The organism is Lacrimispora algidixylanolytica (assembly GCF_003609635.1).
Classification (GTDB): Bacteria; Bacillota; Clostridia; order Lachnospirales; family Lachnospiraceae; genus Lacrimispora; species Lacrimispora algidixylanolytica.
Map to the genome: position 1 here is coordinate 674,423 of NZ_MCIA01000001.1, position 26,713 is coordinate 701,135.

Annotated in this window: 25 protein-coding genes and 1 tRNA gene; 16 read left to right on the plus strand and 10 right to left on the minus strand. The window is 39.3% G+C overall.

The window, feature by feature from the left end; all coding sequences use genetic code 11:
* Positions 1-27: 27 nt before the first annotated feature.
* Positions 28-978 carry an alpha/beta fold hydrolase gene (locus BET01_RS03135; RefSeq protein WP_120195278.1) on the plus strand — a complete coding sequence of 317 codons (951 nt, stop codon included), beginning with the start codon at positions 28-30 and terminating at the stop codon, positions 976-978.
* Positions 979-1,077: 99 nt separating this feature from the next.
* Here BET01_RS03135 and rsmG read toward each other — a convergent pair whose 3' ends face one another.
* From rsmG to rpmH, 8 genes are all read right to left on the minus strand, one after another.
* Complete coding sequence (gene rsmG / locus BET01_RS03140) at positions 1,078-1,809, minus strand: 16S rRNA (guanine(527)-N(7))-methyltransferase RsmG (protein WP_120195279.1); 732 nt, start codon at positions 1,807-1,809, stop codon at positions 1,078-1,080.
* Positions 1,793-3,721: a tRNA uridine-5-carboxymethylaminomethyl(34) synthesis enzyme MnmG gene (gene mnmG, locus BET01_RS03145; RefSeq protein ID WP_120195280.1), complete on the minus strand. Its 1,929-nt coding sequence runs from the start codon at positions 3,719-3,721 to the stop codon at positions 1,793-1,795. The genes rsmG and mnmG overlap by 17 nt, the downstream gene beginning before the upstream one ends.
* Positions 3,722-3,773: 52 nt before the next feature.
* The gene (mnmE, locus tag BET01_RS03150; protein ID WP_120195281.1) at positions 3,774-5,153 is read right to left on the minus strand and encodes a tRNA uridine-5-carboxymethylaminomethyl(34) synthesis GTPase MnmE; all 1,380 of its coding nucleotides are present in this window, start codon (positions 5,151-5,153) and stop codon (positions 3,774-3,776) included.
* Between the two features lie 72 nt (positions 5,154-5,225).
* On the minus strand, positions 5,226-5,891 hold the full coding sequence (jag, locus tag BET01_RS03155; RefSeq protein WP_120195282.1) for an RNA-binding cell elongation regulator Jag/EloR: 666 nt from the start codon (positions 5,889-5,891) through the stop codon (positions 5,226-5,228).
* A gap of 14 nt (positions 5,892-5,905) precedes the next feature.
* Positions 5,906-7,189, minus strand: coding sequence for a YidC/Oxa1 family membrane protein insertase (locus BET01_RS03160; RefSeq protein WP_120195283.1), 1,284 nt, complete (start codon positions 7,187-7,189; stop codon positions 5,906-5,908).
* Positions 7,190-7,208: 19 nt separating this feature from the next.
* Positions 7,209-7,424 (minus strand): membrane protein insertion efficiency factor YidD, encoded by a 216-nt coding sequence (yidD, locus tag BET01_RS03165; protein WP_120195284.1) that lies wholly within the window; start codon positions 7,422-7,424, stop codon positions 7,209-7,211.
* Between the two features lie 4 nt (positions 7,425-7,428).
* Positions 7,429-7,776: a ribonuclease P protein component gene (gene rnpA / locus BET01_RS03170; protein WP_120195285.1), complete on the minus strand. Its 348-nt coding sequence runs from the start codon at positions 7,774-7,776 to the stop codon at positions 7,429-7,431.
* 72 nt (positions 7,777-7,848) lie between these two features.
* A complete protein-coding gene (rpmH, locus tag BET01_RS03175; RefSeq protein ID WP_013274848.1) occupies positions 7,849-7,983 on the minus strand; it encodes a 50S ribosomal protein L34 in 135 nt (44 codons plus the stop codon).
* A 324-nt stretch (positions 7,984-8,307) separates the two neighbouring features.
* On the opposite strand from rpmH, the gene BET01_RS03180 reads away from it, so the two are divergent.
* Both BET01_RS03180 and pta read left to right on the plus strand, forming a co-directional pair.
* Positions 8,308-8,601: a PAAR-like protein gene (locus BET01_RS03180; protein ID WP_120195286.1), complete on the plus strand. Its 294-nt coding sequence runs from the start codon at positions 8,308-8,310 to the stop codon at positions 8,599-8,601.
* Positions 8,602-9,140: 539 nt separating this feature from the next.
* Entirely contained in the window at positions 9,141-10,112 is a 972-nt protein-coding gene (gene pta, locus BET01_RS03185; RefSeq protein ID WP_120195287.1) for a phosphate acetyltransferase, read from the plus strand.
* 140 nt (positions 10,113-10,252) lie between these two features.
* Here pta and BET01_RS21505 read toward each other — a convergent pair whose 3' ends face one another.
* Entirely contained in the window at positions 10,253-10,390 is a 138-nt protein-coding gene (locus BET01_RS21505) for a hypothetical protein (protein ID WP_158584974.1), read from the minus strand.
* 912 nt (positions 10,391-11,302) lie between these two features.
* Here BET01_RS21505 and BET01_RS03190 point away from each other — a divergent pair.
* Positions 11,303-12,226: a DUF2628 domain-containing protein gene (locus tag BET01_RS03190; RefSeq protein WP_120195288.1), complete on the plus strand. Its 924-nt coding sequence runs from the start codon at positions 11,303-11,305 to the stop codon at positions 12,224-12,226.
* 52 nt (positions 12,227-12,278) lie between these two features.
* On the opposite strand, the gene BET01_RS03195 is transcribed toward BET01_RS03190, so the two are convergent.
* Positions 12,279-12,908, minus strand: a complete 630-nt coding sequence (locus BET01_RS03195) for an ECF transporter S component (RefSeq protein ID WP_120195289.1) — start codon at positions 12,906-12,908, stop codon at positions 12,279-12,281.
* A 460-nt stretch (positions 12,909-13,368) separates the two neighbouring features.
* Here BET01_RS03195 and dnaA point away from each other — a divergent pair, with 460 nt between their 5' ends.
* The 12 genes from dnaA to BET01_RS03255 all read left to right on the plus strand — a co-directional run bounded on the left by dnaA (position 13,369) and on the right by BET01_RS03255 (position 26,573).
* On the plus strand, positions 13,369-14,736 hold the full coding sequence (gene dnaA, locus BET01_RS03200) for a chromosomal replication initiator protein DnaA (RefSeq protein ID WP_120195290.1): 1,368 nt from the start codon (positions 13,369-13,371) through the stop codon (positions 14,734-14,736).
* Positions 14,737-14,994: 258 nt separating this feature from the next.
* Positions 14,995-16,116 (plus strand): DNA polymerase III subunit beta, encoded by a 1,122-nt coding sequence (gene dnaN, locus BET01_RS03205; RefSeq protein ID WP_120195291.1) that lies wholly within the window; start codon positions 14,995-14,997, stop codon positions 16,114-16,116.
* A 43-nt stretch (positions 16,117-16,159) separates the two neighbouring features.
* Entirely contained in the window at positions 16,160-16,366 is a 207-nt protein-coding gene (locus tag BET01_RS03210) for an RNA-binding S4 domain-containing protein (RefSeq protein WP_120195292.1), read from the plus strand.
* Positions 16,367-16,429: 63 nt separating this feature from the next.
* Complete coding sequence (gene recF, locus BET01_RS03215; protein WP_120195293.1) at positions 16,430-17,515, plus strand: DNA replication/repair protein RecF; 1,086 nt, start codon at positions 16,430-16,432, stop codon at positions 17,513-17,515.
* Between the two features lie 24 nt (positions 17,516-17,539).
* Positions 17,540-19,453, plus strand: coding sequence for a DNA topoisomerase (ATP-hydrolyzing) subunit B (gene gyrB, locus BET01_RS03220; protein ID WP_120195294.1), 1,914 nt, complete (start codon positions 17,540-17,542; stop codon positions 19,451-19,453).
* 14 nt (positions 19,454-19,467) lie between these two features.
* Entirely contained in the window at positions 19,468-22,026 is a 2,559-nt protein-coding gene (gyrA, locus tag BET01_RS03225; protein ID WP_120195295.1) for a DNA gyrase subunit A, read from the plus strand.
* Positions 22,027-22,208: 182 nt separating this feature from the next.
* Complete coding sequence (locus BET01_RS03230; RefSeq protein ID WP_120195296.1) at positions 22,209-23,531, plus strand: hemolysin family protein; 1,323 nt, start codon at positions 22,209-22,211, stop codon at positions 23,529-23,531.
* Between the two features lie 190 nt (positions 23,532-23,721).
* Positions 23,722-24,171 carry an RrF2 family transcriptional regulator gene (locus tag BET01_RS03235; RefSeq protein ID WP_120195297.1) on the plus strand — a complete coding sequence of 150 codons (450 nt, stop codon included), beginning with the start codon at positions 23,722-23,724 and terminating at the stop codon, positions 24,169-24,171.
* A gap of 93 nt (positions 24,172-24,264) precedes the next feature.
* Complete coding sequence (locus BET01_RS03240; RefSeq protein ID WP_120195298.1) at positions 24,265-25,107, plus strand: fumarate hydratase; 843 nt, start codon at positions 24,265-24,267, stop codon at positions 25,105-25,107.
* A 24-nt stretch (positions 25,108-25,131) separates the two neighbouring features.
* Positions 25,132-25,689, plus strand: coding sequence for a Fe-S-containing hydro-lyase (locus BET01_RS03245; protein ID WP_120195299.1), 558 nt, complete (start codon positions 25,132-25,134; stop codon positions 25,687-25,689).
* Positions 25,686-26,399 (plus strand): lysophospholipid acyltransferase family protein, encoded by a 714-nt coding sequence (locus tag BET01_RS03250; RefSeq protein WP_120195300.1) that lies wholly within the window; start codon positions 25,686-25,688, stop codon positions 26,397-26,399. Before BET01_RS03245 ends, BET01_RS03250 begins: the two co-directional genes overlap by 4 nt.
* A gap of 86 nt (positions 26,400-26,485) precedes the next feature.
* Positions 26,486-26,573, plus strand: a tRNA-Ser gene (locus tag BET01_RS03255).
* The last annotated feature ends 140 nt before the right edge of the window (positions 26,574-26,713 follow it).

A 26,713-nucleotide genomic window follows, 5' to 3' on the forward strand; every position in this document is an offset into this window, starting at 1 on the left:
AGATCATTCTACTTTAGGAGGGAAATAATGAAAACAAAGAATAAATTACTGACTCTTCTCGTTTTGTCTGCTAGCGCTGCCGCTGCTACTGCTGTCATTAATAAATGTATCAAACTATCAGCAACCTCCAAGAATTTATTATCTGACACAAAAGCACACTGCTATAAATGGCGCTTCGGCAATATACATTATACGAAAACCGGATCTGGAAAACCACTTTTATTAATTCATCATCTATCTGAACATGGAAGTGGATACGAATGGAATCAGATGATCAACAATCTCAAAGATCAGTACACGGTATATACCGTTGATCTATTAGGCTGTGGACGTTCAGAAAAACCTGATCTCACTTATACCAATTATCTGTATGTACAGATGATTTCTGATTTTATTAAATCTGAGATTGGACATCGAACCAACGTAATCGCTTCTGGTTCCTCCTCCTCTCTTGCTGTTATGGCATGTAACAATGCTCCTGAATTGTTTGACCAAATTATGTTGATCAATCCGGATAGCCTTCTGCTGTGTAGCCAGATACCAAACAAACATAGTAAGGTCTATAAATTTATTTTGGATTTACCTATCATAGGGACATTACTTTATCATATTGCTACTAGCAAACAGGCTATTAAGGAAGAGTTCTCCACTCATTATTTTTCCAATCCTTATTCCGTTAAAAACTCTTTGATCGATATCTATTATGAGTCTGCTCATTTAGGTGAATCTCCTAAGTCATTATATGCCAGTGTTACTTGCAATTACGCGAGATGTAATATAGTGAATTCATTAAAGAAAATAGATAATAGTATCTATATTGTAGGTGGAGAAGATATGGAAAACATTGATGATATGATTCGAGAATATCAGAGATACAATCCGGCTATAGAAACTTCATTGATTGGAAATTCCAAGTTCTTACCACAATTGGAAAATCCTACCGAACTACTTCGAACCATCCAGATGTATTTTGTCTAAGCAATTAATAAAGAAAGAAATGGATATAAAAATGTTTCACGTGAAACATCCCTGCTTAGCAGCGGAGCACATGCTCCCGGATGTTTCACGTGAAACATTTTATTTTAATGGTTCTTTGGAAGGCAAGCCCGCTTTTCTAGGATACTTCCCAGAAGTCTCACTATTCTTACGAATCAATACCAATGATCGCTCCGCATCTGTACCTGGGAGTAAAAAAGTCTCTAACCCTTCCACTTTTCCTCCAAGTAAGAAAACTGCATGCTTGGCTGCTCCAAGCTCCTCTTCTATCTTCCCAGACTTATATGGGATAAAGGATCCCCCTACTTTTACAAACGGTACACAGTATTCAGATAAGGTGCTGAGATTTGCCACTGCTCTTGATAAACAGAGATCGTATTGTCCTCTATACTTCACATCTCTTCCCATGTCCTCAGCTCTTCCATGTATCGCTTGAATTCCGTCTAACCCAAGCTTATCAATCACTTCATTCAAAAATTTGACTTTCTTATTGAGAGAATCCATAAGTGTAATATTTAACTGTGGGAATACTATTTTAAGAGGAATTCCTGGGAATCCTGCTCCTGTGCCAACGTCTATAATTTTATACTCTTTCTCACTTAAATCCTTTACTGCTTTTACAAGAGAAAGACTATCTGCAAAATGCTTTGTAATCACTTCTTCCATTTCAATAATAGTCGTGAGGTTCATGACTTTATTCCATTCAACCAATATTTCAAAATAATCGTAAAATTGGTCTATTTGATTATCTTCTAATTTTATTTCCAATAAATCTAATTCTTCCTGAAACTGCTTCTTAAATATCTCTCTCATGGCTGTCTTCCTGCCCTTTCTTCTCCAAACTCCTCTGAACCCGAAGCTGTTCTAAATGCACTAGCAGTACCGATATATCTGCCGGTGACACACCCGAGATTCTGGATGCTTGTCCAATTGACATTGGTTTATATAGATTTAATTTCTGTATCGCCTCGCGTCTAAGTCCCTTAACGGTTTCATACTCAAAAGTTACATCCAGCTTTTTATTCTCTAGCTTTTTATACTGGGAAACTTGCTGCTTTTGCCTGCGAATATAACCATCGTACTTAATGTTAATATCCACCTGCTGGGCCACATCCCATGGAAGCTCAATTCTGTTTTTATCAATTGTGGTTAACATAACATAATTGAGTTCTGGTCTTCTTACCAACTCTGCCAAGGTTGTTCCTGTTTTCAAAGGTGTGCTCGCATTCGCCTCTAAAAACTCCTGAACCTCCTTAGATGCCCCCACATTAGTGGATTCCAAACGTTTTATCTCTGCTTCTATGGACTGTTCTTTTTGAAGAAGGGCTTCATACTGTTCTTCTGAAATGAGGCCAATCTCATGACCAATCTTCATCAAGCGCAAATCTGCATTATCTTGACGGAGAAGCAAGCGGTATTCTGCTCTTGAAGTCATCATACGGTATGGCTCATTATTTTCCTTTGTAACAAGGTCATCAATGAGTACCCCAATATATGCCTGGGAACGGTCAAGAATCTTTGGCTCCCTTCCAAGAACCTTCATAGCTGCGTTTACTCCTGCCATAAAGCCCTGAACAGCCGCTTCCTCATAACCTGAGCTTCCGTTAAACTGACCACCACTAAACAGTCCGTCCACTCCCTTAAACTCCAGCGTCGGCTTTAACTGTCTGGAATTGATACAGTCGTATTCGATTGCATAGGCGTTTCGCACGATTTTAACATTCTCAAGACCAGGTACGGAGCGATACATGGCGTACTGGACATCTTCTGGCAGAGAACTTGACATACCTCCCAAGTACATTTCATTGGTATGAATCCCCTCCGGCTCTACAAAAACCTGATGACGCTCCTTATCAGGAAACTTCACCACCTTATCCTCCACAGATGGGCAGTATCTTGGTCCGGTTCCTTCAATAGCTCCGGAATAAAGAGGGGAACGATCTAAATTCTCTCTGATAATGTTATGTGTTTTCTCATTGGTATAAGTAAGCCAGCAGGAAATCTGCTCCTTCTGGATGGTTTCTGGATCCGTGGAGAAAGAAAATGGTACAACCCTCTTATCTCCAAACTGCTCTTCCATCTTAGAAAAATCCACGCTCCTACTATCCACTCTAGCTGGTGTCCCTGTTTTAAAGCGCAGCATTTCAATTCCATGGGCTTTTAATGAATCCGTTAAGTAATTGGCAGACTTAAGTCCATTAGGGCCTGTATACTCGCTTACGTCGCCGTAGATGCATCTGGCCTTTAAGTAGGTTCCAGTAGCCAGGACAACCGCCTTACACCGGTAAGTGGCTCCAGAAAAAGTCTTCACCCCTGTAATGGCTCCATCTTCTGTGATGATTTCCGTCACCTCTGCCTGCCGTATGGTTAGATGATCGGTACGTTCTAATGTCATTCTCATCTCTCTTGAATAATTCTGCTTATCCGCCTGAGCTCTAAGAGAATGGACCGCAGGTCCCTTAGACTGATTTAACATCTTTGACTGAATAAAGGTCTTATCTGTATTCTTTCCCATCTGTCCGCCTAGGGCGTCAAGCTCGCGGACCAGATGTCCCTTAGAGCTTCCTCCAATATTTGGATTGCAAGGCATTAAGGCAATGCTATCGACACTGACGGTAAAGACGATGGTCTCAAGTCCTAGACGGGCACAGGCTAGCGCTGCTTCACAACCGGCATGGCCGGCACCAACAACCACAACGTCATATGATTCTTCTAAATGCTGCATTTGATTTTCCCTCTTTCTTCATGCCCTGACTGGGGCTAAAGGTATTCTGACACTATTTCCCCGTACAGAACTTTTTAAATATTTCATTGACTAGGTCATCCTCTACAGACTCTCCCAGAATGGTTCCAAGCAGTTCATAAGCATCCATTAAGTCTATGGAATAAAAGTCCTCTGGCATCTCATTTTGGACGCTTTGCTCTACCATACTAAGGCTTTTTAAGGCTTCCAAAAGAGCATTTTTATGTCTTACATTGGTAATGTAAACCTCATCATTAAAATCCAGTTTTCCTTCATAGAACATCGCTGTTATTTCTTCTTCCAGCTCCCGGATACCAGTTCTTTCTTTGGTAGAGATTGAGATCACTGGATGGTTTGTTAAAACACATAACTGATCCTTAGTCACCACTGGTTTAAGGTCTGTTTTATTTAAGATGGTAAGGGCCTTCCTATCTTTGATGAAGTTTAATATCTCCTCATCATTTTCATCGAGAGAACAGGAACCATCCACCACATAGATAATAAGATCCGCACCTTCTGCCGCAGACCTGGCCTTTTCCACTCCGATCTTCTCCACCACATCTTCCGTATCCCGGATTCCAGCCGTATCAATGATGTTAAGACTTAGCTCATCCAAACGGATCTGCTCTCTTAGAGTATCTCTGGTGGTCCCAGCAATGTCTGTTACAATGGCTCTATCTTCTCCTAAGAGAACATTTAAAAGAGAAGATTTCCCTGCATTTGGCTTTCCTAAAATAACCGTTTCAATGCCTTCAGAAAGAACTCTTCCGTTATCCGATGAACTGATCAGGCTTTGAAGTTCTTCCTTTAACGGCAGTAAAGTTTCCATAAGAGTATCTCTGTAACCATCCAAAGAGATATGTTCCGGATCATCAAGAGCGGATTCAATAAATGCAATGTGGTACAAGATCTTATCTCTCATATCCTTAATTCTCCTGGATACAGAACCTTCTAACTGGCTCACAGAAGATTTTAATGCGTATTGATTTTTCGCATTGATCACATCAATAACAGCCTCTGCCTGGGATAAATCCACTCGACCATTTAAAAATGCCCTCTTTGTAAATTCACCTGGTTCCGCAGGTCTCGCACCATACTTTAATACTGTCTCTAAAATTCGTTTCGTTACCAGAACCCCACCATGACAGTCAATCTCAATGGTATCCTCTGCTGTAAAGCTCTTTGGCCCTCTCATGATCATGACCAGGACCTCATCAACCATCTCTTCTCCATCAAAGATGTGACCGTAATGAATGGTGTGGGAAGGCTCCCCAGAAAGCTTCTTATCCCCGCTTCCCTTCGCCTTAAAAATTCTATCTATAATTTGAAATGACTCCTCGCCGCTAATTCTCACAATTCCGATTCCGGAATTTGACATAGCAGTAGCGATGGCCGCAATTGTATTCATCTTCATATTTTCTCACCTATTAATAAGGAAAAGGGGCGAGGTGCCTTCCGACAGCCCCAACCCCTCATTGTTAATTGACTATTTATCTTTTTCCTGATACCTATCTTTTTTGGGGAATTCTCTTTTCAGAGATATTACCACATGTCTAAATGGTTCCTCTCCTTCACTTCTAGTAACAACGAACTTGTCGTTTTGAAGTGCGGAGTGAATGATTCTTCTCTCATAAGGGTTCATCGGCTCCAAAGAAACGGAACGTTTGGTGCGTTTTACCTTATAAGCAATGTTCTTTGAAAGCGTTTCCAAGGTTTCTTTTCTGCGCTCCCTGTAATTTTCTGTATCCAGTTTTACCCGAATGTAATCATCGCTTTCTTTATTTACTACAAGGCTAACCAGATACTGTAAGGAATCTAAGGTCTGTCCTCTCTTACCGATCAATATGCCCATATCATCACCTGACATAACGATGGAAAGTTCTCTATCATCTGCATGGAAGGAAATCTCAAGTTTGACTAAAAGGTTCATAGCTCCAAACACATCAGAAAGAAATGCTTCTGCTTTGTCCTCTAAAGTCTCCTTTTTCTTTGCACGGATGACAGCAGGTTTTTGGCCGATAAATCCCAGAATACCATTACTGCCTTTCTCAACAATTTCATACTCCAGCTTATCACTGGTTGTCTCTAATTCGATTAATGCCTTTGTAATCGCTTCATCAACGTTTTTTGCTGAAACTGTAATCATATCCATAGGTCACCCTCCCGCTATTTTTGCTTATCGTTATACTTCGAAACCATCCTTGCTTTTGATGAAATACTGCTTGGATTAGAAGAATCTTTATTGTAAAAATCATTGGAAGCCTTAACCTGTTCCTTAATTTTTTCCTTCTTTGCATCCATATCAGCTTCTTCAACTTCATTCGCGGCCTGGAGATTTTTTAAGTTAGCGGTCGCATTTTGGGAAACACGCTGAGGCGGTAGGCCTTTTTTCGCACGTTTTTTATTTGCCTTATCTACATTCTTCTTGATCATCTCATCCATATCGATGCGATTTAGATAACGGTTTACTGCAAGCTGCTGTAAGATCTGGAATACACTGGATGCAATCCAGTAGATACCAATACCGGCAGGAAAGGTAAAACAGAAAAATACAGACATTAGTGGCATAACCGTATTCATCATCTTCATGGACTGAGCCATAGCGTTTCCTTCATCCCCTGGTTTCTGGGTCTGAGTCTGATTTACGGTCATAAGTCTAGCACTGAACCACTGGCTGGCACCGGCCATAACAGGAATTAAGAGAGCTAAGCTGAAATGAAAACCGCCTCCAGCTGGGAAAATAACGCTAGATGGAGTAGAAGCAAGATTAATTCCTAAAAAGGAATTCATTTGAGCAATTTTATCTGCATTGGATGCGATAACATCTTTCACAGAAGGGAATAAATTCTGTAGTTGTCCCCATTGCATTGGATTTAACTGATACAAAAAGTCTACCATACCATTGTTCGTAGACATGTCATGAACTCTAGTAATGTTTACTTTATTGTCAGTAGCAAACTGCTTTAACTGTTCTACATGATTTACATTTAAAGAACCAATGGCATTAACTACATTTTCAAATAACCGCTTTACGCTTGGTACGTATGCAGGGATTTGATAAATTACCTGATAAAGAGCAAACAGGATTGGCATCTGGATTACTAACTGAAGGCATCCGCCTGTCATGGAAGTTCCATATTTTTCATAGACAGCCTGAACCTCTACGTTTTGTTTCCGCATGGATTCCTGGTCAGTCTTTCCTTTATACTTTGCCTGAACGGCTTGAATTTCCGGCTGCATAACACTCATCAGCTTGGAAGATTTTTGCTGTTTTAATGTCAAAGGAAACATAAGAAGCTTTGTTACAAGAGTAAATAAGATAATACATAAACCGATATTCTGAATTCCAAATGTACTGGTCAGCTGAAACAGCCAATCCATGATAACACCCAGAACGGTTGCAAACGGGCCCAAAATACCCCCTACCTTAGTCAGTACTAAGAATTCCAATGAACTACCTCCTCATCTGTTACGGAACTGGATCATAACCGCCTTTTGCAAACGGATTACAGCGAATAATCCGATAGCAAGCCAAAAACGTACCTTTAAACACACCATGTTTATTCAATGCTTCAATGGCGTATTGAGAGCACGTTGGTGTGTATATGCAGTGAGTTCTTATTTTTAAGGGAGAGAGAAATTTCTGATATCCTCTGATCAATAAAATCATGACTTTTTTCACCATAAGATCACTTCGATTCTTTTTTTAAAATGTTATGAAGTCCGCACAGGTGCAAATATGCACTTTCGATTGTTTTGTAATTTTCTTCCTTTGCCGATACTCTGGCAACTACCACGATGTCTAACCCGGCCTCTACCACGTCTTCATGAAGCCTGAAGCTTTCTCTGATTAATCTGGTTAAATGATGCCTTACAACGCTGTTTCCAACCTTCTTGCTTACGGATATCCCAATCCTTGATCTGGGCATGTCCGATTTCTTCACATACATAACAAGAAGTCTGTTGGCATAGGATTTCCCATTCTGATAAACAGCTTGAAAATCCTTGTTTTTCTTGATCGAATTAAAATGCTTCATAAAAATCTTTCCTTTTCCGTCTGTCTGGAATTTGAGAAAAGAAAAGGCCACAATTACTTGCGGCCTGGTCCATTAAGCTGATAATTTTGCTCTTCCTTTTGCTCTTCTGGCAGCTAAAACTTTTCTTCCGCCCGGAGTGCTCATTCTGGCTCTGAAGCCATGAACCTTGGATCTCTGTCTCTTTTTTGGCTGAAACGTCATTTTCATAATGTACGGACACCTCCTCTTGTTACAATAGCTTATCATAGGCAATATGATGAAACATATTGAGACTATTTTAGTTAAACATCGTTTCAATTATATAGAACATTGCAAGGTTCGTCAAGGGAAATATGCAATTTTCCTTGTATTCATGCGGATTTTTTCGACAAACACCTCTGTCCCTGCCTTTGGGTTTCCACTGTCATCCATTTTTTCCTCTGGATGGGTTGCAAATTCTTACTTACAGGGGGTTATTTTGTACATCAATAAAATTTTGTTGCTTTATGTATTGTTCTTATAAATAAGAAGAAAGAAAAGGAGAACTGCATCATGTCGCAAACGTATCACGTCATGGAAGGTGCTGTTTTATCATGCTCGTTTGGAACCTCTGAAAGTGAACTAAAAGTACCTGTTAGTCATGGACCCATCCTACAAGGAAAAAACAAGGCAACGATTGCAGACCACGTAGGAAACGTTACTATTATGCCCTTTGGCCAATGTACCAAAAAGGATCCTCCCCGCCCCTGTAACCCATCGGTTTCCTTAAATTGTTTTACAAATAAGCCCATAAGGCTTTGCAATGCTGATGTTAGTTCCATATCTGAATGTCTTCACAGAACATAAAGAATAATTCGCCAAAGGTTTTCTGGCAGTTTTCGTTCCTTCTAAGCATCATATCATAACTACAACCCTGAAATTCAGTTTCCAGATTTATGAAGGAGCTCCGCAAGTTTTAAGGATTTAAAAGCCTGTAAAAAAGCAATTTGGGTCTTTTCAGATGAGTCATTATGGTTTATCATAGTGGTATCCACCTTTCTTGTCTGATTATGGTAATTCGCACATTCATTATATCAGATGTTAGGTGCATTTTTACATCAATATGTTATTTTTATAGGCCGCAAATGTAGAATATTCAATTGTTCAGCTAGATAATTAAGCTGGGAAAGTTGAGTAATTAGATTAAAGGTGTAACATTATAAGAGGAGTATCTGCCACGATCACTCATGATAAATAAAGATTTTACAAAAAATCAAATCTATCCTTTTCAATTTGAACAACTAAATTAAGACTTCCTCAAACATGATCCTTTAGGAAGTTTAATAATTCATATAAACCAACAAACCAATATAGCCCCAAAACATCATCCCAAGGAGGACCCCATCATGTTTGATCAAATGATCACCACCCTAAAAACACAAAACAGAAAAATCGTATTCACCGAAGGCACGGATCCAAGAATTCTAGAAGCTGCCAGCCGTCTACAAACCGAAGGAATTCTAACCCCAATCCTCTTAGGCGCCCCAAATGAAATCAACGAAGCCGCCAAAAATTCTGGATGGTCCATCGATGGCATTGAAATAATAGACCCCAATCATTATGAAAAAATAGATGAAATGATATCCAAGATGGTAGAATTAAGAAAAGGGAAAATGGATGAGGCCACTTGCCGTACAGCCCTCCAAAAATCCAATTACTTCGGTACCATGTTAGTTAAAATGGGTATCGCCGACTGTCTGTTAGGCGGAGCCACCTATTCCACTGCTGATACCGTAAGACCTGCCTTACAACTTATCAAAACAAAACCAGGTAGCAAAATCGTATCCAGTTGCTTTATCCTTTACCGCCAGACTGAAAAAGAAACAGAGATGTACGCTATGGCAGATTGTGCTATCAATCTTAATCCCAATGAAGATGAACTAGTTGAGATTGCATACGAGACAGCTAGAACTGCAAAAACCTTCTCCATTGACCCAAAGGTTGCCTTACTTTCCTATAGTACCCTTGGTTCCGGAAAAGGAGAATCCGTAGATAAAGTTCAAAATGCTGCCAACAAATTAAAATCCATGAATCTAGATTTCCCAATCGATGGAGAACTTCAATTTGATGCTGCATTCTCACCAACCGTAGCCAAAACGAAAGCTCCGCAATCAGCCGTAGCAGGAAAAGCCAATGTCTTTATTTTCCCAGATATCAACTCAGGAAACATTGGATATAAAATTGCCCAGCGTTTAGGTAACTTTGAAGCCTTTGGTCCAATCTTACAGGGACTTAATGCTCCCATCAATGACCTATCAAGAGGATGCAATGCCGATGAAGTATATAAAATGTCAATTATCACTGCTTCTCTAATATAAATCATATAACTATCCAATATTAAATAACATAAAAAGGAATTGGGAAGAATGGTAGCCACACAGTCACCACTCTTCCCATATTTTATAATTATAATAAAAACTCCCAATACCCTATTTACTAATTATATCAGAAATAATAATCAAATTACTGTTATAAAAACAAGAAATACATCTATCAGAAATTTATCTTCATAAAAATCCTCATCTTTCCTCTCCCCATCCTCCATAAGGGAGTTAGATGCTTCATAAATAATTGCTCCAACTAATTCATATACCAAAGACTTCGGTCGCTCCCCTTGATCTTATCTAATAACAGACTTTCTAAGACAACAATACTAGGACTCCATTTATGATCTTCATCAATCATTTCTTAAAAACAGATCTTGTCCGCATCAATATAAAGTGATCTATCGTATACACTTAATAAATATAGGCCTGGAATTTAAAAAAAGCAAAATACCGTTTTGCCAACTGAGAGACGGCTACGGACTTTTTAGAAATTCCTAACTTAAATGAAAGCCGATCTAAAAATTCATTCCTTCCTTTTAAATTTATCAAATAATATAAAACACTATATATAGAAGAAACTAGATTTTTTTACAATCCTCAAGTAGTCTCCTGTTTTAAATTACTATCCTTTCTTTTATAAATCCATCCGGTCTCTCAATTCCTAACCATCCTCAGAAATCAAAATATAAAAAACATTATAATTATAACATCTGAAATAAATTCTAATATATATCTGAATATTATATATCTACATAATAATTAACCAATATCTTTTTTGTATTATAAAAGAAACAATTTCCCTTTTATCTGAAACCATATATAATAAGAAAAGATTCTCATTCGTAAAACTTAGATCTACAAGTTCCAATTATACTTTCTCAATACTAGATCTAGTATTGAGATCCCCAACAAGAAATGGCTCATCCCTGATTAGACACTGCCATTTCAATAGTTAGACTATGTTAACCAGTTAATTTATAATAGAAAAATACCAGATAAAACATAACAACTCCAGATATAATTTATAACATCGCATTATAACAAATATCAAAAAAATATCAAAAACGCTTATTTATCAACTAATAAATACATGTAATCCGCTATTTTTTACTCAATAAAATATTTTGTCGATTTTTGCTGATATAATATATTATATATACATAAGAGCAAGGAGATTATTAATGGAAAATCAACAAAGATCCTGGGAGGACTGGGCAACCGAAACCTTTGTAGGAAGCAATTATTACTATTACAAAAAAAAATGGGAATATCAAATTCCAGACAGATCCTTTACAAGCTGGAACTGGGCCGCCTTTTTCTTTCCCTTTTACTGGATGATCTATCGTAAAATGTATTTATATTCTTTCTTATTTTTTATTGCAAGTATAGTTGGATCTATCTTACCAATAGGATTAATCTTCCACTGCTTGGTAGGAGTTTATGGGAATTATTTATATTTTAAAACCTGCAACAATACCATAAGAACAGCCTCACAGTATAGCAACGAAAACGCCATTGCATACATAAAAAAGAAGGGTGGATCAAACCTCCTGGGAGTTATCCTCACCATAGTCTCCATATTAGTAGTTACAGGCATGGTCTTTTTAGGAATAATATTATTTGCATATGATTCAGATACATCCTCAGTATCAAACCAAAATACCTATGACGCAACATCAGTAAATAAGGAAATTATAGTCACAGCACCAAATAGTTATGAACAGGAAAAAGACGATACAAATGATTTATATTTATATGATGATATTAAAAATTCCGAATTAATATTTAACGTATATTATAAAGATGATTATCAGGATACCGTTAATGAACAGTATTTTATGGACCTAATTAAAGAGTATTTTAATTCAAAGTATTCCCTGAGTCCAGTCAACAACAAAGAAATGTTAACGCTAGACCACCAAGCCCCTCAAACGTTATATACAGCCACTATTGGTACAAATGTTTTATATTTCTACTTTACCTGCGAAAAGTTTGACAAGTATTATGTTCTAACCACATTTACCATAAGACCAAGCGATTGGAATCGTGTCAGAGAAGAAATCACGGATGCCATATCTAGTGTCAGACCAAACGATACCTTATAAAAAAAATGGGCACCTCTTAAATTTCTAAAAGAGGTGCCCACTTTCATCATTCCTATCTATTCATCACTTTAAGCAATGCCTGAGTAACCGCCACGGTTAAAATTCCAGCAACGATTGCCTCAGGAATTCCATTGATGCATATAATACCTATAATCACAGAATAAATCCCATCGCTAAGACCCTTAGCAACCTGTCCATACTCTTTACCGAAAAGAAAATAGATTAGATTCATTACCAAAAGTGTATTGGTTAATGATCCTACTACTCCTGCGGTTGCAAGTGCAATGGTACGCTTCCCACTCTTATTCCCCAGTGCCTTTAACACTGCCCGAAACACATAATACGATACGATTCCCACTAAAATTCTAGGAACCATACAAATAATGAGGCTTCCAAAATTGCCTCCGTACTCTCCCACCTTTATAAATGGTGAAAATACAAACGACGTTGGATTAGGCATGTAAGTGTTTTTCCATAAACTGGTAAGTCCAAACATCATTCCAAGAAATCCTCCATATTTTGGTCCAAGAATAATGGCTCCAATTATGACTGGAACTTGAATAATGGTGGCATTCATAAATCCAAGGGGAATATACCCTAAAGGTGTAAATGCCAGAATTACGATAATAGCAGCAAAAACGGCTGCCAATACCAAGTTACGTGTTTTGTTCTCAATGTTCATCTTTCGACCTCCTGTGCTACTGTTCTTAAATAAAGATACAATGCAACTAGTTACTCCAGCATTATACCTACTTTCCATTACATTCGTCAATCCATGTTATTAAAATCACGAAATTTGTTAATTTACATAAAGTTATCAACAAAGTGGGGATAACTTGTGGATAATCCTATGATATTATCTTGATAACCCCCTGTTTGTTCACAAGCCTGTCCAAACATTCCAGAAAAATACAAGTTTTCCAGGATGTGAATAACTCAAGTTGTAAAAACCTTTGTTTTTGTGGAAAATCGTCTCTCTGGATGATTATCAACACATCATTCACAAGCAATACACACCCTCTACACACACTTATCCACAATTTTTTACTATTCTCATTGAAAATTAATTCAAAATGGTATAAAATGAAGTTTAGATTGGGCAAATGCGCATATTTGCATTTTTTAGATGTAGGAGACTTACAATGTTAGAAAAGTTAAAGGAAAAATGGGACGAAATCTTATTGAATTTAAAAGAAGAGCACGAAATCACAGACGTGTCTTTCAAAACCTGGCTTCTCCCGCTAAAAATGAATGCTGTAAATGGCGAAAAAGTCATCGTTACAGTACCGGATGTGGAATTTTTAGGATACATCCGCAAAAAATACGGGTTTCTTTTGAAGATTACAATAGAAGAAGTGACTGGCTTTGAATGTGACGTTGATTTTGTTGTAGAAAATCAGATTCAAAAAGATTCTTCCTCTGGAAATACACTTATAACAAATTCGGTGAACTCGGTCAGCCAGTCTGCAATCGTCACTGCGAACTTAAATTCAAAATACATATTTGATACATTCGTAGTGGGTGCCAACAATAACTTAGCCCATGCTGCATCTCTAGCAGTGGCAGAATCGCCCGGAGAGATTTACAACCCTCTTTTCATTTACGGAGGTGTTGGACTTGGGAAAACTCATCTGATGCATTCCATTGGGCACTTTATTTTAAAGAACAATCCCCACGCAAAGGTACTTTATGTAACCAGTGAAAAGTTTACCAACGAGCTGATTGATGCGATTCGTAATAAAAACAACTTCTCTCCTACAGAATTTCGGGAAAAATACCGCAACAACGACGTTCTTTTAATCGATGACATCCAGTTTATCATTGGCAAGGAAAGTACACAGGAAGAATTTTTCCATACCTTTAATGCCCTTTATGAATTAAAAAAGCAAATCATTATTTCCTCCGATAAACCTCCGAAAGAAATTGAGACCTTAGAAGAGCGTCTTCGCTCCCGTTTTGAATGGGGTCTTACAGTGGACATACAGTCTCCTAATTATGAGACTCGAATGGCCATCTTAAGGAAAAAGGAAGAGATGGAAGGCTATAACATTGACAATGAAGTAATCAAGTATATAGCCACCAACGTAAAATCCAACATCAGAGAGCTGGAAGGTGCGTTAACAAAAATCGTCGCCCTCTCCCGTCTCGATAACAAAGAAATCACTGTGGAACTGGCTGAGGAAGCATTAAAGGACATTATTTCACCTAATGATAAAAGAGAAGTTACGCCGGAACTTGTAATCCAAGTAGTCGCAGACCATTACGGTTTAACCCCCCTTGATATTTGTTCCCAAAAGCGTAACAAGGAAATCGTCTATCCACGTCAAATCGTCATGTATCTATGCCGAGAGATGGTTGGAACCCCCCTTCAGTTGATTGGAAAATACCTTGGAGGAAGGGATCACACCACTATCATACACGGTATTGATAAGATTACCACTGAGTTAAGCAGGAATGAAACTTTAGGTAATACCATTGATATTTTAAAGAAGAAGATTACTCCACAATAATGTGTGTATTAGGTGTTAATATCCTGTGGATAATTAAGTCCCTCAAAACGTTTCTAATCATCTTGTGGATAACTTGATAGTTTTCCTTAGATTCTGTGGACGTTATTCACATCTTTATATACACAGAAATCTGAGCCTTTATAAAGGTTATAAGGGCTTTTACACAAACCCACAGCCCCTACTACTATTACGACGAATTTTAACTATATTATTTATCTATTTATTGCAATTTCGAGAGCAAAGGAGTTATCAACAAATATGAAGCTGACATTTCATCAAGATGTAATTTTAAACGGTATTAATATTGTACTAAAAGCAGTTCCCAGCAAGACAACCATGTCTATCCTCGAATGTATCTTTATCGATGCCAGTGGATCTGAGATTAAGCTAACAGCCAATGATATGGAACTTGGTATCGAAACAAAGGTGGAAGGAACCATCCTGGAACGAGGAAAAATCGCCCTTGAGGCAAAACTTCTTTCTGAAATCGTAAGAAAGCTTTCATCTGCAGGAGATTCGATGGTAACCATTGAAAGCGATGATAAATTTACAACTACCATCTCCTGTGAAAATTCAGTTTTCCATATTCAGGGACGGGATGGCGAAGAATTTGCCTATCTCCCATATATAGAAAGGGATCATTACATTTGTTTATCCCAATTTTCCCTAAAAGAAGTAATCCGTCAGACCATTTTCTCCATTGCACCAAATGACAGCAATAAGATGATGACTGGAGAGCTTTTCCAGGTAACAGGGAATCAATTAAAAGTGGTTTCTCTGGATGGTCACCGCATCTCCATAAGAAATATTGAATTAAAAGACAGCTATCATGATATAAAAGTCATTGTTCCTGGCAAGACTCTAAGCGAAGTCAGCAAAATTCTTGGTGGAGACAACGAAAAAGAAGTTCTTATTTTCTTTGGAGCCAACCATATCTTATTCGAGTTTGATCATACCATGGTTGTATCACGCCTGATTGAAGGTGAATACTTCCGAATTGACCAGATGCTTTCCAGCGACTACGAGACAAAGGCCACCGTAAACAGAAGAGAGCTTCTTGATTCGATTGACCGATCAACCATCCTCGTACGTGAAAACGATAAGAAACCTCTTATCATCAACATTGAAGAGCAGGAAATGCAGCTTAAGATGAATTCCAGCTTTGGTTCCATGAATGCTCAGGTGCCAACGCATAAGACTGGAAGCGACATCATGATTGGCTTTAATCCTAAATTTTTAATGGATGCCTTAAGAATTATTGATGATGAAGAAGTTACACTCTTTATGTTAAATCCAAAGTCACCTTGTTTTATGAGGGATAACGAAGGGAAATATATTTATCTGATTCTGCCAGTTAACTTTAATGCAGCATCTGTATAAGAATTGTTTAAGTGCCCCTTAGGTGGCACAGAATGGAGAGATCATGGAAACAATCAAGCTGAAAGGCGAATACATCAAGCTGGGACAGGCCTTAAAAGCCGCAGGAACAGTGGGATCTGGTGTTGATGCCAAATACATCATTGAGGATGGTCTGGTATCTGTTAACGGACAGATTGAAATGCAAAGAGGAAAAAAGCTAAGGGTCGGGGATGTCGTTACCTTTGATGGTAATACCATAACCATCGAGTAGCATTCTACAGGCATACCTTTATGTCCGAAAGCATGGACAATAGAGAGGAACGAAGAACCATCCATGAGGATTGAGTCGATAGAGCTTAAGAGTTATCGCAACTATGATGAATTACATATGGATTTTAGCCAGGGGACCAACATACTATTTGGGGACAATGCCCAGGGGAAGACAAATGTCTTAGAAGCCATCTATGTCTGTGCCACAACAAAATCTCACAGAGGCAGCAAGGATAAAGATATTATACAATTTGACAGGGATGAATCGCATATCAAGCTAAACATCAGAAAAAATGATATTCCATACCGGATTGATATGCATTTAAAGAAAAATAAAGCCAAAGGCGTAGCGGTGAATGGAGTCCCCATAAGAAAAGCCAGTGAGTTGTTTGGAATTGTCAACGTAGTATTTTTCTCTCCGGAAGACTTAAATCTCATAAAAAATGGGCCGGCTGAAAGACGTCGGTTCATCGATCTTGAGTTATGTCAACTAAACAAACTCTATGTCCATTCCCTGGTTCAGTATAACCGGATCGTTACCCAGAGAAATAAGTTATTAAAGGATCTGGCCTTTCGGCCTGATTATGAAGAAACTCTGGATATATGGGATATGCAGCTAATCCAATATGGCAAAGAAATAATTTATTACAGGAAAGAGTTTATCGAGCGTATGGATGGAATCATAGGACCCATCCACCAGAACCTTTCCGGAAACAAGGAATCTCTACGCATTCTCTACGAACCAAATGTAGAGGCGGATGCGTTTGAAGATACATTAAGGCGGAGCAGGCAGCAGGATCTAAGGCAGAAGACAACCTTATCAGGTCCACACAGGGATGATCTTAGTTTTATCGTGAACGGAATTGACATTCGTCGGTTCGGTTCTCAGGGACAGCAGAGGACCGCTGCGTTATCCCTAAAGCTTGCAGAAATAGAACTGGTAGAAAACATTGTACATGATTATCCCATTCTTTTGCTTGATGATGTTCTGTCTGAGCTTGATAGCAGCAGACAGAATCAATTACTTGCAGGGATTAATCACATACAAACCATCATTACCTGTACGGGACTGGAAGACTTTATAAAAAACCGGTTTCATATCGATAAGATATTCCGGGTAATTAACGGTACCGTAGGTAATGAAAATTAACCATTCAGGAGGTAGTGTGGTAAAATGAGTCAAGAATATGGTGCAGATCAAATCCAGATATTAGAAGGGCTTGAAGCAGTAAGAAAAAGGCCCGGTATGTATATAGGCAGTACGTCCGTCCGGGGACTTCATCATCTGGTATATGAAATCGTGGACAACGCGGTAGACGAGGCTCTAGCCGGGTACTGTAACAGCATAGAAGTAATAATCCAATCAGACAACTCCATAACCGTTATAGATGACGGACGTGGAATCCCGGTTGGAATTCAGAAAAAAGCAGGGATACCAGCCGTTGAAGTCGCATTTACCATCCTTCATGCCGGCGGTAAATTCGGCGGTGGTGGATATAAAGTTTCTGGTGGACTTCATGGGGTTGGTGCTTCTGTAGTAAACGCTCTTTCTCAGTGGCTTGAAGTAGAAATCCGTCAAGAAGGAAAGATATATAAGCAGCGATACGAAAAAGGCAAGACCATGTATCCGTTAAAGATAATCGGTGATTGTGGCATTGAAGAAAGCGGAACCAAGGTAACGTTTCTTCCCGATAAAAGTATTTTTGAAGACACAATTTACGATTACGATACTTTAAAAATCCGTCTTAGGGAAACCGCCTTCTTAACCAAAAACTTAAAGATAATACTTAAGGATGAGAGAGAAGAAGGCCGTGAACATACGTTCCACTATGAAGGAGGAATTAAGGAGTTTGTCTCATACCTAAACAAGGGAAAGTCCTGTCTTTATGATCAGGTGTTTTACTGCGAAGGTATAAAAGATGGAGTTTATGTAGAGATTGCCATGCAGCACAACGATTCCTATACAGAAAATATTTATAGTTTTGTAAATAACATTAATACACCAGAGGGTGGAACCCACCTTGCAGGATTTAAAAATGCTCTGACCACCACGTTAAATGATTATGCAAGAAAGAATAAGCTTCTGAGAGACAGCGAGACGAACCTTTCCGGAGAAGATATAAGAGAAGGCCTAACTGCTATTATAAGCATTAAGCTTGAAGAACCTCAGTTCGAGGGTCAGACAAAGCAGAAATTAGGTAACAGCGAAGCCAGAGGAGCCGTAGATAGCATGCTCCGCGAACAGTTCACTTATTATTTAGAGCAGAACCCAAGTCTTTCTAGAACCATCTGCGACAAATCCATACTGGCTCAAAGGGCCAGAGACGCAGCCAGAAAAGCCAGGGACTTAACAAGAAGAAAGACAGCACTGGAAGGCATGGCGCTTCCTGGTAAGCTTGCAGATTGTTCTGACAAAAATCCTGAAAACTGCGAGATCTACATCGTCGAGGGAAACAGTGCCGGCGGTTCCGCAAAGACTGCCCGTTCTAGAAACACACAGGCAATCCTCCCCCTTCGTGGAAAGATTTTAAACGTGGAAAAGGCAAGGCTGGATAAGATATACGCCAATGCAGAAATCAGAGCAATGATTACCGCCTTTGGTACGGGAATCCATGATGATTTTGATATAAGCAAGCTAAGATATCATAAAATCATTATCATGGCCGATGCGGATGTAGATGGAGCCCATATCGGTACCTTGCTTTTAACCTTCTTGTATCGGTTTATGCCGGATCTTATCAGTAAAGGACACGTTTATATGGCACAGCCGCCTCTTTATAAGGTCGAAAAGAATAAGAGGATATGGTATGCGTACAGCGATGAAGAGTTGAATTCCATCTTAACAGAGATTGGAAGGGATAATAACAATAAGATCCAGCGGTATAAAGGGCTAGGTGAGATGGATGCGGAACAACTTTGGGAAACCACCATGGATCCGGAGCGAAGAATTCTTTTAAGAATCAATATTGATGAGGAATCTAAGTCCGAGGTGGATTTAACCTTTACAACCCTTATGGGAGATCAGGTTGAGCCAAGACGTGAATTTATCGAAGCAAATGCCAAATACGTACAGAATCTTGATGTTTAATTGGAGGAAATAAAATGGAACCAAATATCTTTGATAAAGTTCATGAAGTGGACTTAAAAAAGACCATGGAAAAGTCATACATTGATTATGCCATGAGTGTCATTGCTTCCAGAGCTCTGCCTGATGTAAGAGACGGTTTAAAGCCGGTTCAGAGAAGAGTCCTGTATTCTATGATCGAGCTTAATAACGGTCCCGATAAGCCCCATCGTAAATGTGCCCGTATCGTTGGTGATACCATGGGTAAGTACCATCCTCATGGTGACAGCTCCATTTACGGTGCCTTGGTAAATATGGCACAGGAATGGTCAACCAGATATCCATTGGTGGATGGACACGGAAACTTCGGTTCTGTGGATGGAGACGGTGCCGCTGCCATGAGGTATACGGAAGCCCGTTTAAGTAAGATATCTATGGAGATGCTTGCGGATATCAACAGAGATACGGTAGATTTCATTCCGAACTTTGATGAGACGGAAAGTGAACCAGATGTAATGCCTTCCCGTTATCCAAACCTTTTGGTAAACGGTACCTCCGGAATTGCCGTTGGTATGGCCACCAATATTCCGCCTCATAACCTAAGAGAAGTGATTGGAGCGGTTGTAAAGATCATTGACAACCAGGTGGAAGAGAACCGTGAAACCACGATGGAAGAAGTCCTTGATATCATCAAAGGGCCGGATTTCCCAACCGGAGCGACCATCCTCGGAAAGCTGGGAATTGAAGAAGCATACCGCACAGGAAGAGGAAAAATCCGGGTAAGAGGCGTCAGTGACATCGAAGCAATGCCGAATGGTAAGAGTCGGATTATTATCACAGAGCTTCCATACATGGTTAATAAGGCCCGTCTAATCGAAAAGATAGCTGAGCTTGTAAAAGATAAAAAAATAGATGGTATTACGGATTTAAGAGATGAATCCGACCGTGCCGGTATGAGAATCTGTGTCGAGTTGCGCCGGGATGCAAATGCAAATGTAATTCTCAACCAGCTAATTAAACACACTCAGCTTCAAGATACCTTTGGTGTTATCATGATTGCCTTGGTAAAGAATAAATCAGGAGCTCTGGAGCCAAGGACACTTAACGTCCTTCAGATGTTGAACTACTATCTGGAGCACCAAAAGGAAGTCGTGACCAGAAGAACCCGTTACGATTTAAATAAAGCAGAGGAAAGGGCACATATCTTAAATGGCCTTATCATTGCCCTAGATAACATTGACGAAGTAATTCGTATCATCCGTGGATCCCAAAATATTCAGATTGCAAAAGCTGAATTGATGGAACGCTTCGGATTAAGCGATGTTCAGTCCCAGGCGATCGTAGACATGCGTCTTCGTGCACTGACCGGTCTGGAGAGGGAAAAACTTGAGAATGAATACAGGGAGTTACAGGCGCGGATTGCAGAATTAAATGCCATTCTTGCTGATGAGAAAAAACTGTTAGGAGTAATCAGAGAGGAAATTTCCATCATTTCTGCTAAATTCGGAGATGACAGAAGAACCTCCATTGGATTTGATGAATTTGATATGTCCATGGAAGATCTGATTTCTGAAGAGAATACTATCGTTGCCATGACAAAGTTAGGGTATATTAAGAGAATGTCCATAGACAACTTCAAAAACCAGAACCGAGGCGGCAAGGGGATCAAGGGAATGCAGACCATTGACCAGGATTACATCGAAGATCTGATGATGACAACCACTCATCATTATCTGATGTTCTTTACCAACACAGGTCGTGTGTACCGGTTAAAGACCTATATGATTCCAGAGGGAAGCAGAACCAGCAGAGGAACAGCCATTATAAATCTTCTCCAGATGCTTCCAGGCGAGAGTATTACAGCTATCATACCGATGAAGGAATACGATGATGAGAAATTCTTATTCATGGCAACCAGATCCGGAATGGTAAAGAAAACTCCGATGATGGAATACGCCAATGTAAGAAAGAATGGTCTTCAGGCAATTGTCCTTAGGGAAAACGACGAGCTCATTGAAGTGAAAGCAACGGATAATACGTTGGATATCTTCTTAGTTACCAAGAAAGGTCAGTGCATCCGGTTCCATGAAAAGGATGTCCGCGTGACTGGTCGTGTATCCATGGGTGTTATTGGTATGAGATTAAACCATGACGACCAGGTTGTTGGAATGCAGATGGAGACCCAGGGGCCAAAGCTCTTAATCGTTTCTGAAAACGGTATGGGAAAACGTACCCCTATCGAAGAATTCTCCCCTCAGAGAAGAGGCGGTAAAGGTGTTCTTTGTTATAAGATTACCGAAAAGACCGGAGAAATTGTTGGAGCAAAGTTGGTTGAGGATGAACATGACCTTCTTCTGATTACCACAGAAGGCATTGTAATTCGAATCGCTGCCAATGAAATTTCTGTCATCGGAAGGAATACATCCGGTGTAAAACTTATGAATGTTGGACAGGAAACTGACATCAGAGTAGCGAGCATAGCAAAGGTACGAGATGACGGATCCAAAACGGATGAGGAAGAATCAGAAGAACTTGATGTAGAGTCAGAAGAGATCATGGAAGACTCTAAGAAAGATACAAGTGATTCTGAAAATTAAATCTTAACAAGATAACTATTGTAATATTTTTAAATATATATTATAATATAATGCATCAATAAAAGTGGTAAAGGACTTTGAAAGCAGCAATATAATTTACTGCAATCAAAGTCTTTTGCATATTGAAATTAAGCAGGTTAAGCCTGCTTGGACATAGTCCAAAAAAAAGGAGGAATACCAGCTTGGAGAGTGACCCAGGCGCGGCTCAGATAGTCGCACAGATTTTATTATTAATTGGCCTCACCATAATGAACGCATTTTTCTCAGGGGCAGAGATGGCCGTTGTATCGGTCAATAAGAACCGGATTCGGATGTTAGCCGAGAGCGGTAATAAAAAGGCATTATTGATTCAAAAACTATCGGAAGATTCAACGGGGTTTTTATCAACCATTCAGGTAGCCATTACATTTGCAGGATTTTTCTCCAGTGCATCGGCGGCAACCGGTATATCCCAGATTCTTGGTTTAAAGCTTGAATCATTAGGCGTTCCCTACAGCCGTAGTGTAGCAATGGTTGGGGTAACGATTATCCTGTCTTATTTTAACCTGGTATTTGGAGAATTGGTACCAAAGAGAGTGGCGCTGCAGAAGGCAGAATTATTTAGCTTATTTGCTATCCGACCCATCTATATCATTTCCAGAATTCTAGGACCGTTTATAAAGCTTCTATCCTTTTCAACCAACGGAATCTTAAAGCTGCTTGGCATGAAGACAGACAATCTAGAAGAAGAAGTATCAGAAGAGGAAATCCGTTCCATGCTCCAGACTGGACGTGAAAACGGAGTATTCAACAAGATTGAAGAGGATATGATCACATCGATATTCCTTTTTGATGATAAAAGGGCCAGAGAAATCATGATTCCAAGACAGGACATGGTGGCCGTGGATATCAAACAGCCTCTTGAACTGGTATTGAAAGAAATTTTAGATAGTCGACATTCCAGAATCCCGATTTATGACGGAGAGATTGATAATATAGTCGGTATTTTGTCCATGAAGGACGTTACCATCGAGATGCATAAGAATGAGCTTGCAGATATAGATATTAAACCTATTTTGCAAAAGCCCTACTTCATCCCGGAAAATAAAAAAACAGATGATCTGTTTTTGGACATGCAAAAGCACAAAAAGAATATGGCAATACTGATTGATGAGTACGGAGGAGTATCAGGACTCATCACCATGCAGGATCTGATTGAAGAGATTATGGGTGATATCCATGATGAATACGAGGATGAAGAACCTGAATTGATTGAAGTAGAGCCATTTGTATACAAAGCTTCAGGAAGTATCTCTCTGTATGATATTGATGAGGTTCTTCATGAAGAGATTGAAAGTTCTTGTGATACCTTGTCCGGATACTTAATTGAACTGCTAGGCTTTATCCCAAAAGATTCTCAGATGCCTTTAGAATTAGAGGACGAAAAGAATAAATACACCATTCTAGAGATGAAGGATAAGGTCATAAAAGATATTATAGTTCAGATAAAGGAAAAATCAGATTAATATAATATTAGATCAGCCGGAAGTTACGGAAGGTCAAATTATGAGGTCCAGCTTCTTTTTTCAGAAGCTGGATCTCTTTTTTTTGCTGGTCCCTTGACAAGAGACCAAAGAATTTGATAAGATACAAACTGAAACCAATATGATTACAGATAAGAAGAATCATATGATGTTCTGAAAATGGGGGATTCGTATGACAAGTGAATTTGCAGTAGCTGTCCACAGCGTAGTATATTTAAATCAGAGACAGATTACAACTTCCAGTGAAGAGCTGGCCACCAACGTATGCACCAATCCAGCAAGGATCCGTAAAGTGATGTCAAAGCTTAAAAAAGCAGGGATCATTGAAACCAAAGAAGGCCTGGAAGGCGGATATCATTTAATCCAGGAACCATCCAGCATTAATTTAAAGCAGATCTGTGACGCACTGGAGGTAAGCTTTGTATCTTCATCATGGAAATCAGGAGATGAAAACCTTCCCTGCATGGTGGCGTCCGGCATGTCAGCTGTTATGGATGAGGTATATGGAGAGTTAAATGAGCTTTGCAGAAATAAGATGGAACAAATTACCATAAAAGATGTTCAAGGAAAATTAATAAGCAATCGCCTAAATTTAGAGACGATGGCAGGGGATGATAAATAATATCATACCCTGCCATTATTTTTTGACTTGATTTCATTGATTGAATCATATATGATAAAAAAATACGATGTAGCCCTATCTTTGGAGGAAGCCATGTTAAGGACAGTTAAAAGTGAGGAAATAACAAAAAGCATTAAGGAAATGTGTATAGAAGCCAACCATGTGTTGTCAAAAGACATGGAAGACGTTTTTCTAAATGCAGTCAGCACTGAAAAATCCCAGCTAGGACGTCAGGTGCTCTGTCAGCTTCAGGAAAATTTAAAGATCGCTGGGGAAGAGATGATTCCCATCTGCCAGGACACAGGAATGGCCGTGGTATTTATAAAAGTTGGCCAAGATGTACATATAGAAGGAGAAAATCTGACTGATGCAATTAACCGGGGAGTTTCCCAGGGATATGTAGAGGGTTTTTTAAGAAAATCCATAGTAGAGCCCATTGAGCGAATCAATACCAATGATAATACTCCCGCAGTAATCCATTATGAGATTGTCAGTGGAGATAAGATTGATATCACAGTCGCTCCAAAAGGATTTGGAAGTGAGAATATGAGCCGCATTTTTATGCTAAAGCCGTCAGATGGTTTAGATGGAGTAAAAGAAGCCATTATGACAACCGTAAAAGAAGCAGGTCCCAATGCGTGTCCCCCAATGGTTGTTGGAGTCGGAATCGGGGGTAGCTTTGAAAAATGTGCTCAGATGGCAAAACATGCTCTCACAAGAGATCTTAGCGAGAAACCAGAGATTGCATATGTCAGAGAACTAGAAGAAGAGATGCTTTTAAAAATCAATCGTACGGGAATCGGTCCCGGTGGTCTTGGAGGAAGTGTAACTGCTCTCTCCGTAAATATAGAAACGTATCCAACCCATATCGCTGGTCTGCCTGTCGCTGTTAATATCTGTTGCCATGTAAACAGACACGCCCACCGCGTTATATAATACAGAATTGAATGGGAGGAATTCATGGATTTTCATATTAATGCTCCAATAAAGAAAGAGGATGCAAGAAAACTGCAATCAGGAGATTACGTATATCTGACAGGAACCATTTACACCGCCAGAGATGCAGCCCATAAAAGAATGATAGAAACATTGGACCGGAGAGAACCTCTTCCCTTTGATATAGAAGGAAACACAATTTACTATATGGGACCATCTCCTGCAAGAGAGGGACGGCCCATCGGTTCCGCAGGACCAACCACTTCCAGTCGAATGGACAAATACACTCCCACATTACTTGACCTTGGAATGGGGTGTATGATAGGAAAAGGCAAACGAAGTAAAGAAGTAATGGAAGCCATCATAAGAAATGAATCTGTATATTTTGCCGCAGTAGGCGGAGCAGGTGCCCTTTTATCAAAATGCATCCTTTCATCAGAAGTTATAGCCTACGAAGATCTTGGAACCGAGGCCATAAGGCGCCTGACGGTAAAAGACTTTCCAGTCATTGTCGTGATAGACAGCAAAGGAAACAATCTATACGAAACTGCCATAAAAGCCTATGGAGAGGAATTAACATGAACCGAATTGTTTATATGGTAATTAAAAACTTATTGCGTGTACCTGTCTGGTTTCACCGGATCTGGAAATTAAGCCTTCCAGGAGATCAACATACCCTTACAGAACGTTACGACTATATACGCAATGTAGTAAAGAAGGTTAATAAGTCTGGTAAGGTAGAAGTAGAGGTTCATGGAGTTGAAAATCTTCCATCAGAAAACGGATTCATACTCTTTCCAAACCACCAGGGACTCTATGATATGCTGGCACTCATAGAAGCAAGTCCTAAGCCACTTAGCGTAATCGTTAAAAAAGAAGCTTCTAATCTTATACTTGTGAAACAAGTCGTCAATGCACTCAATGGATTTTTCATAGACCGAAAAGATATGAAAGCTTCTATGAATATTATTATGCAGATGACAGAGAATGTAAAAAAGGGCTTCAATTATGTGATCTTCCCAGAAGGAACAAGAAGCAGGGAAGGAAATAAGCTGTTATCCTTTAAGGGGGGGACCTTTAAAAGTGCGGTTAATGCAAAGTGTCCCATTGTACCGGTTGCACTAATAGACTGTTTCAAACCTTTTGATGAGAAGTCATCCAAAAGGCTGAGCGTACAGATATGCTTCTTAAAGCCCCTTTATTCAGAGGATTATCAGGCGCTAAGAACGACACAGATTGCAGAATTAGTACATGATAGAATTCAGGAAGAAATAAATCAAAATATAGGTTGACAAGTCGAATTATATTATGTATAATTGTCAATGCGTCTGGAAAACCTAATCGTTGTAGGGCGCATCATATGGAAGCTATGAACTACGGAGAAATACTCAAGAGGCCGAAGAGGCGCCCCTGCTAAGGGTGTAGGTCGGGTAACCGGCGCGAGGGTTCAAATCCCTCTTTCTCCGCTTAATTCCAAATGAAATCTTTCTTCGTTTTGACAGTAAAAAAGATATTGACACAATCGTGAAGATGTGGTAATATATATGAGCTGTCGAAAAACAGCGAAAAAAGAAAATAAAAAAACAGTTGACAAGCTGGAAGCAAC

Coding starts and splice junctions, on each gene's coding strand:
- BET01_RS03135 (WP_120195278.1), top strand. CDS start 28: ATGAAAACAAAGAATAAATTACTGACTCTTCTCGTTTTGTCTGCTAGC.
- rsmG (WP_120195279.1), bottom strand. CDS start 1,809: ATGAGAGAGATATTTAAGAAGCAGTTTCAGGAAGAATTAGATTTATTG.
- mnmG (WP_120195280.1), bottom strand. CDS start 3,721: ATGCAGCATTTAGAAGAATCATATGACGTTGTGGTTGTTGGTGCCGGC.
- mnmE (WP_120195281.1), bottom strand. CDS start 5,153: ATGAAGATGAATACAATTGCGGCCATCGCTACTGCTATGTCAAATTCC.
- jag (WP_120195282.1), bottom strand. CDS start 5,891: ATGGATATGATTACAGTTTCAGCAAAAAACGTTGATGAAGCGATTACA.
- yidD (WP_120195284.1), bottom strand. CDS start 7,424: ATGGTGAAAAAAGTCATGATTTTATTGATCAGAGGATATCAGAAATTT.
- rnpA (WP_120195285.1), bottom strand. CDS start 7,776: ATGAAGCATTTTAATTCGATCAAGAAAAACAAGGATTTTCAAGCTGTT.
- rpmH (WP_013274848.1), bottom strand. CDS start 7,983: ATGAAAATGACGTTTCAGCCAAAAAAGAGACAGAGATCCAAGGTTCAT.
- BET01_RS03180 (WP_120195286.1), top strand. CDS start 8,308: ATGTCGCAAACGTATCACGTCATGGAAGGTGCTGTTTTATCATGCTCG.
- pta (WP_120195287.1), top strand. CDS start 9,141: ATGTTTGATCAAATGATCACCACCCTAAAAACACAAAACAGAAAAATC.
- BET01_RS03190 (WP_120195288.1), top strand. CDS start 11,303: ATGGAAAATCAACAAAGATCCTGGGAGGACTGGGCAACCGAAACCTTT.
- BET01_RS03195 (WP_120195289.1), bottom strand. CDS start 12,908: ATGAACATTGAGAACAAAACACGTAACTTGGTATTGGCAGCCGTTTTT.
- dnaA (WP_120195290.1), top strand. CDS start 13,369: ATGTTAGAAAAGTTAAAGGAAAAATGGGACGAAATCTTATTGAATTTA.
- dnaN (WP_120195291.1), top strand. CDS start 14,995: ATGAAGCTGACATTTCATCAAGATGTAATTTTAAACGGTATTAATATT.
- BET01_RS03210 (WP_120195292.1), top strand. CDS start 16,160: ATGGAAACAATCAAGCTGAAAGGCGAATACATCAAGCTGGGACAGGCC.
- recF (WP_120195293.1), top strand. CDS start 16,430: ATGAGGATTGAGTCGATAGAGCTTAAGAGTTATCGCAACTATGATGAA.
- gyrB (WP_120195294.1), top strand. CDS start 17,540: ATGAGTCAAGAATATGGTGCAGATCAAATCCAGATATTAGAAGGGCTT.
- gyrA (WP_120195295.1), top strand. CDS start 19,468: ATGGAACCAAATATCTTTGATAAAGTTCATGAAGTGGACTTAAAAAAG.
- BET01_RS03235 (WP_120195297.1), top strand. CDS start 23,722: ATGACAAGTGAATTTGCAGTAGCTGTCCACAGCGTAGTATATTTAAAT.
- BET01_RS03240 (WP_120195298.1), top strand. CDS start 24,265: ATGTTAAGGACAGTTAAAAGTGAGGAAATAACAAAAAGCATTAAGGAA.
- BET01_RS03245 (WP_120195299.1), top strand. CDS start 25,132: ATGGATTTTCATATTAATGCTCCAATAAAGAAAGAGGATGCAAGAAAA.
- BET01_RS03250 (WP_120195300.1), top strand. CDS start 25,686: ATGAACCGAATTGTTTATATGGTAATTAAAAACTTATTGCGTGTACCT.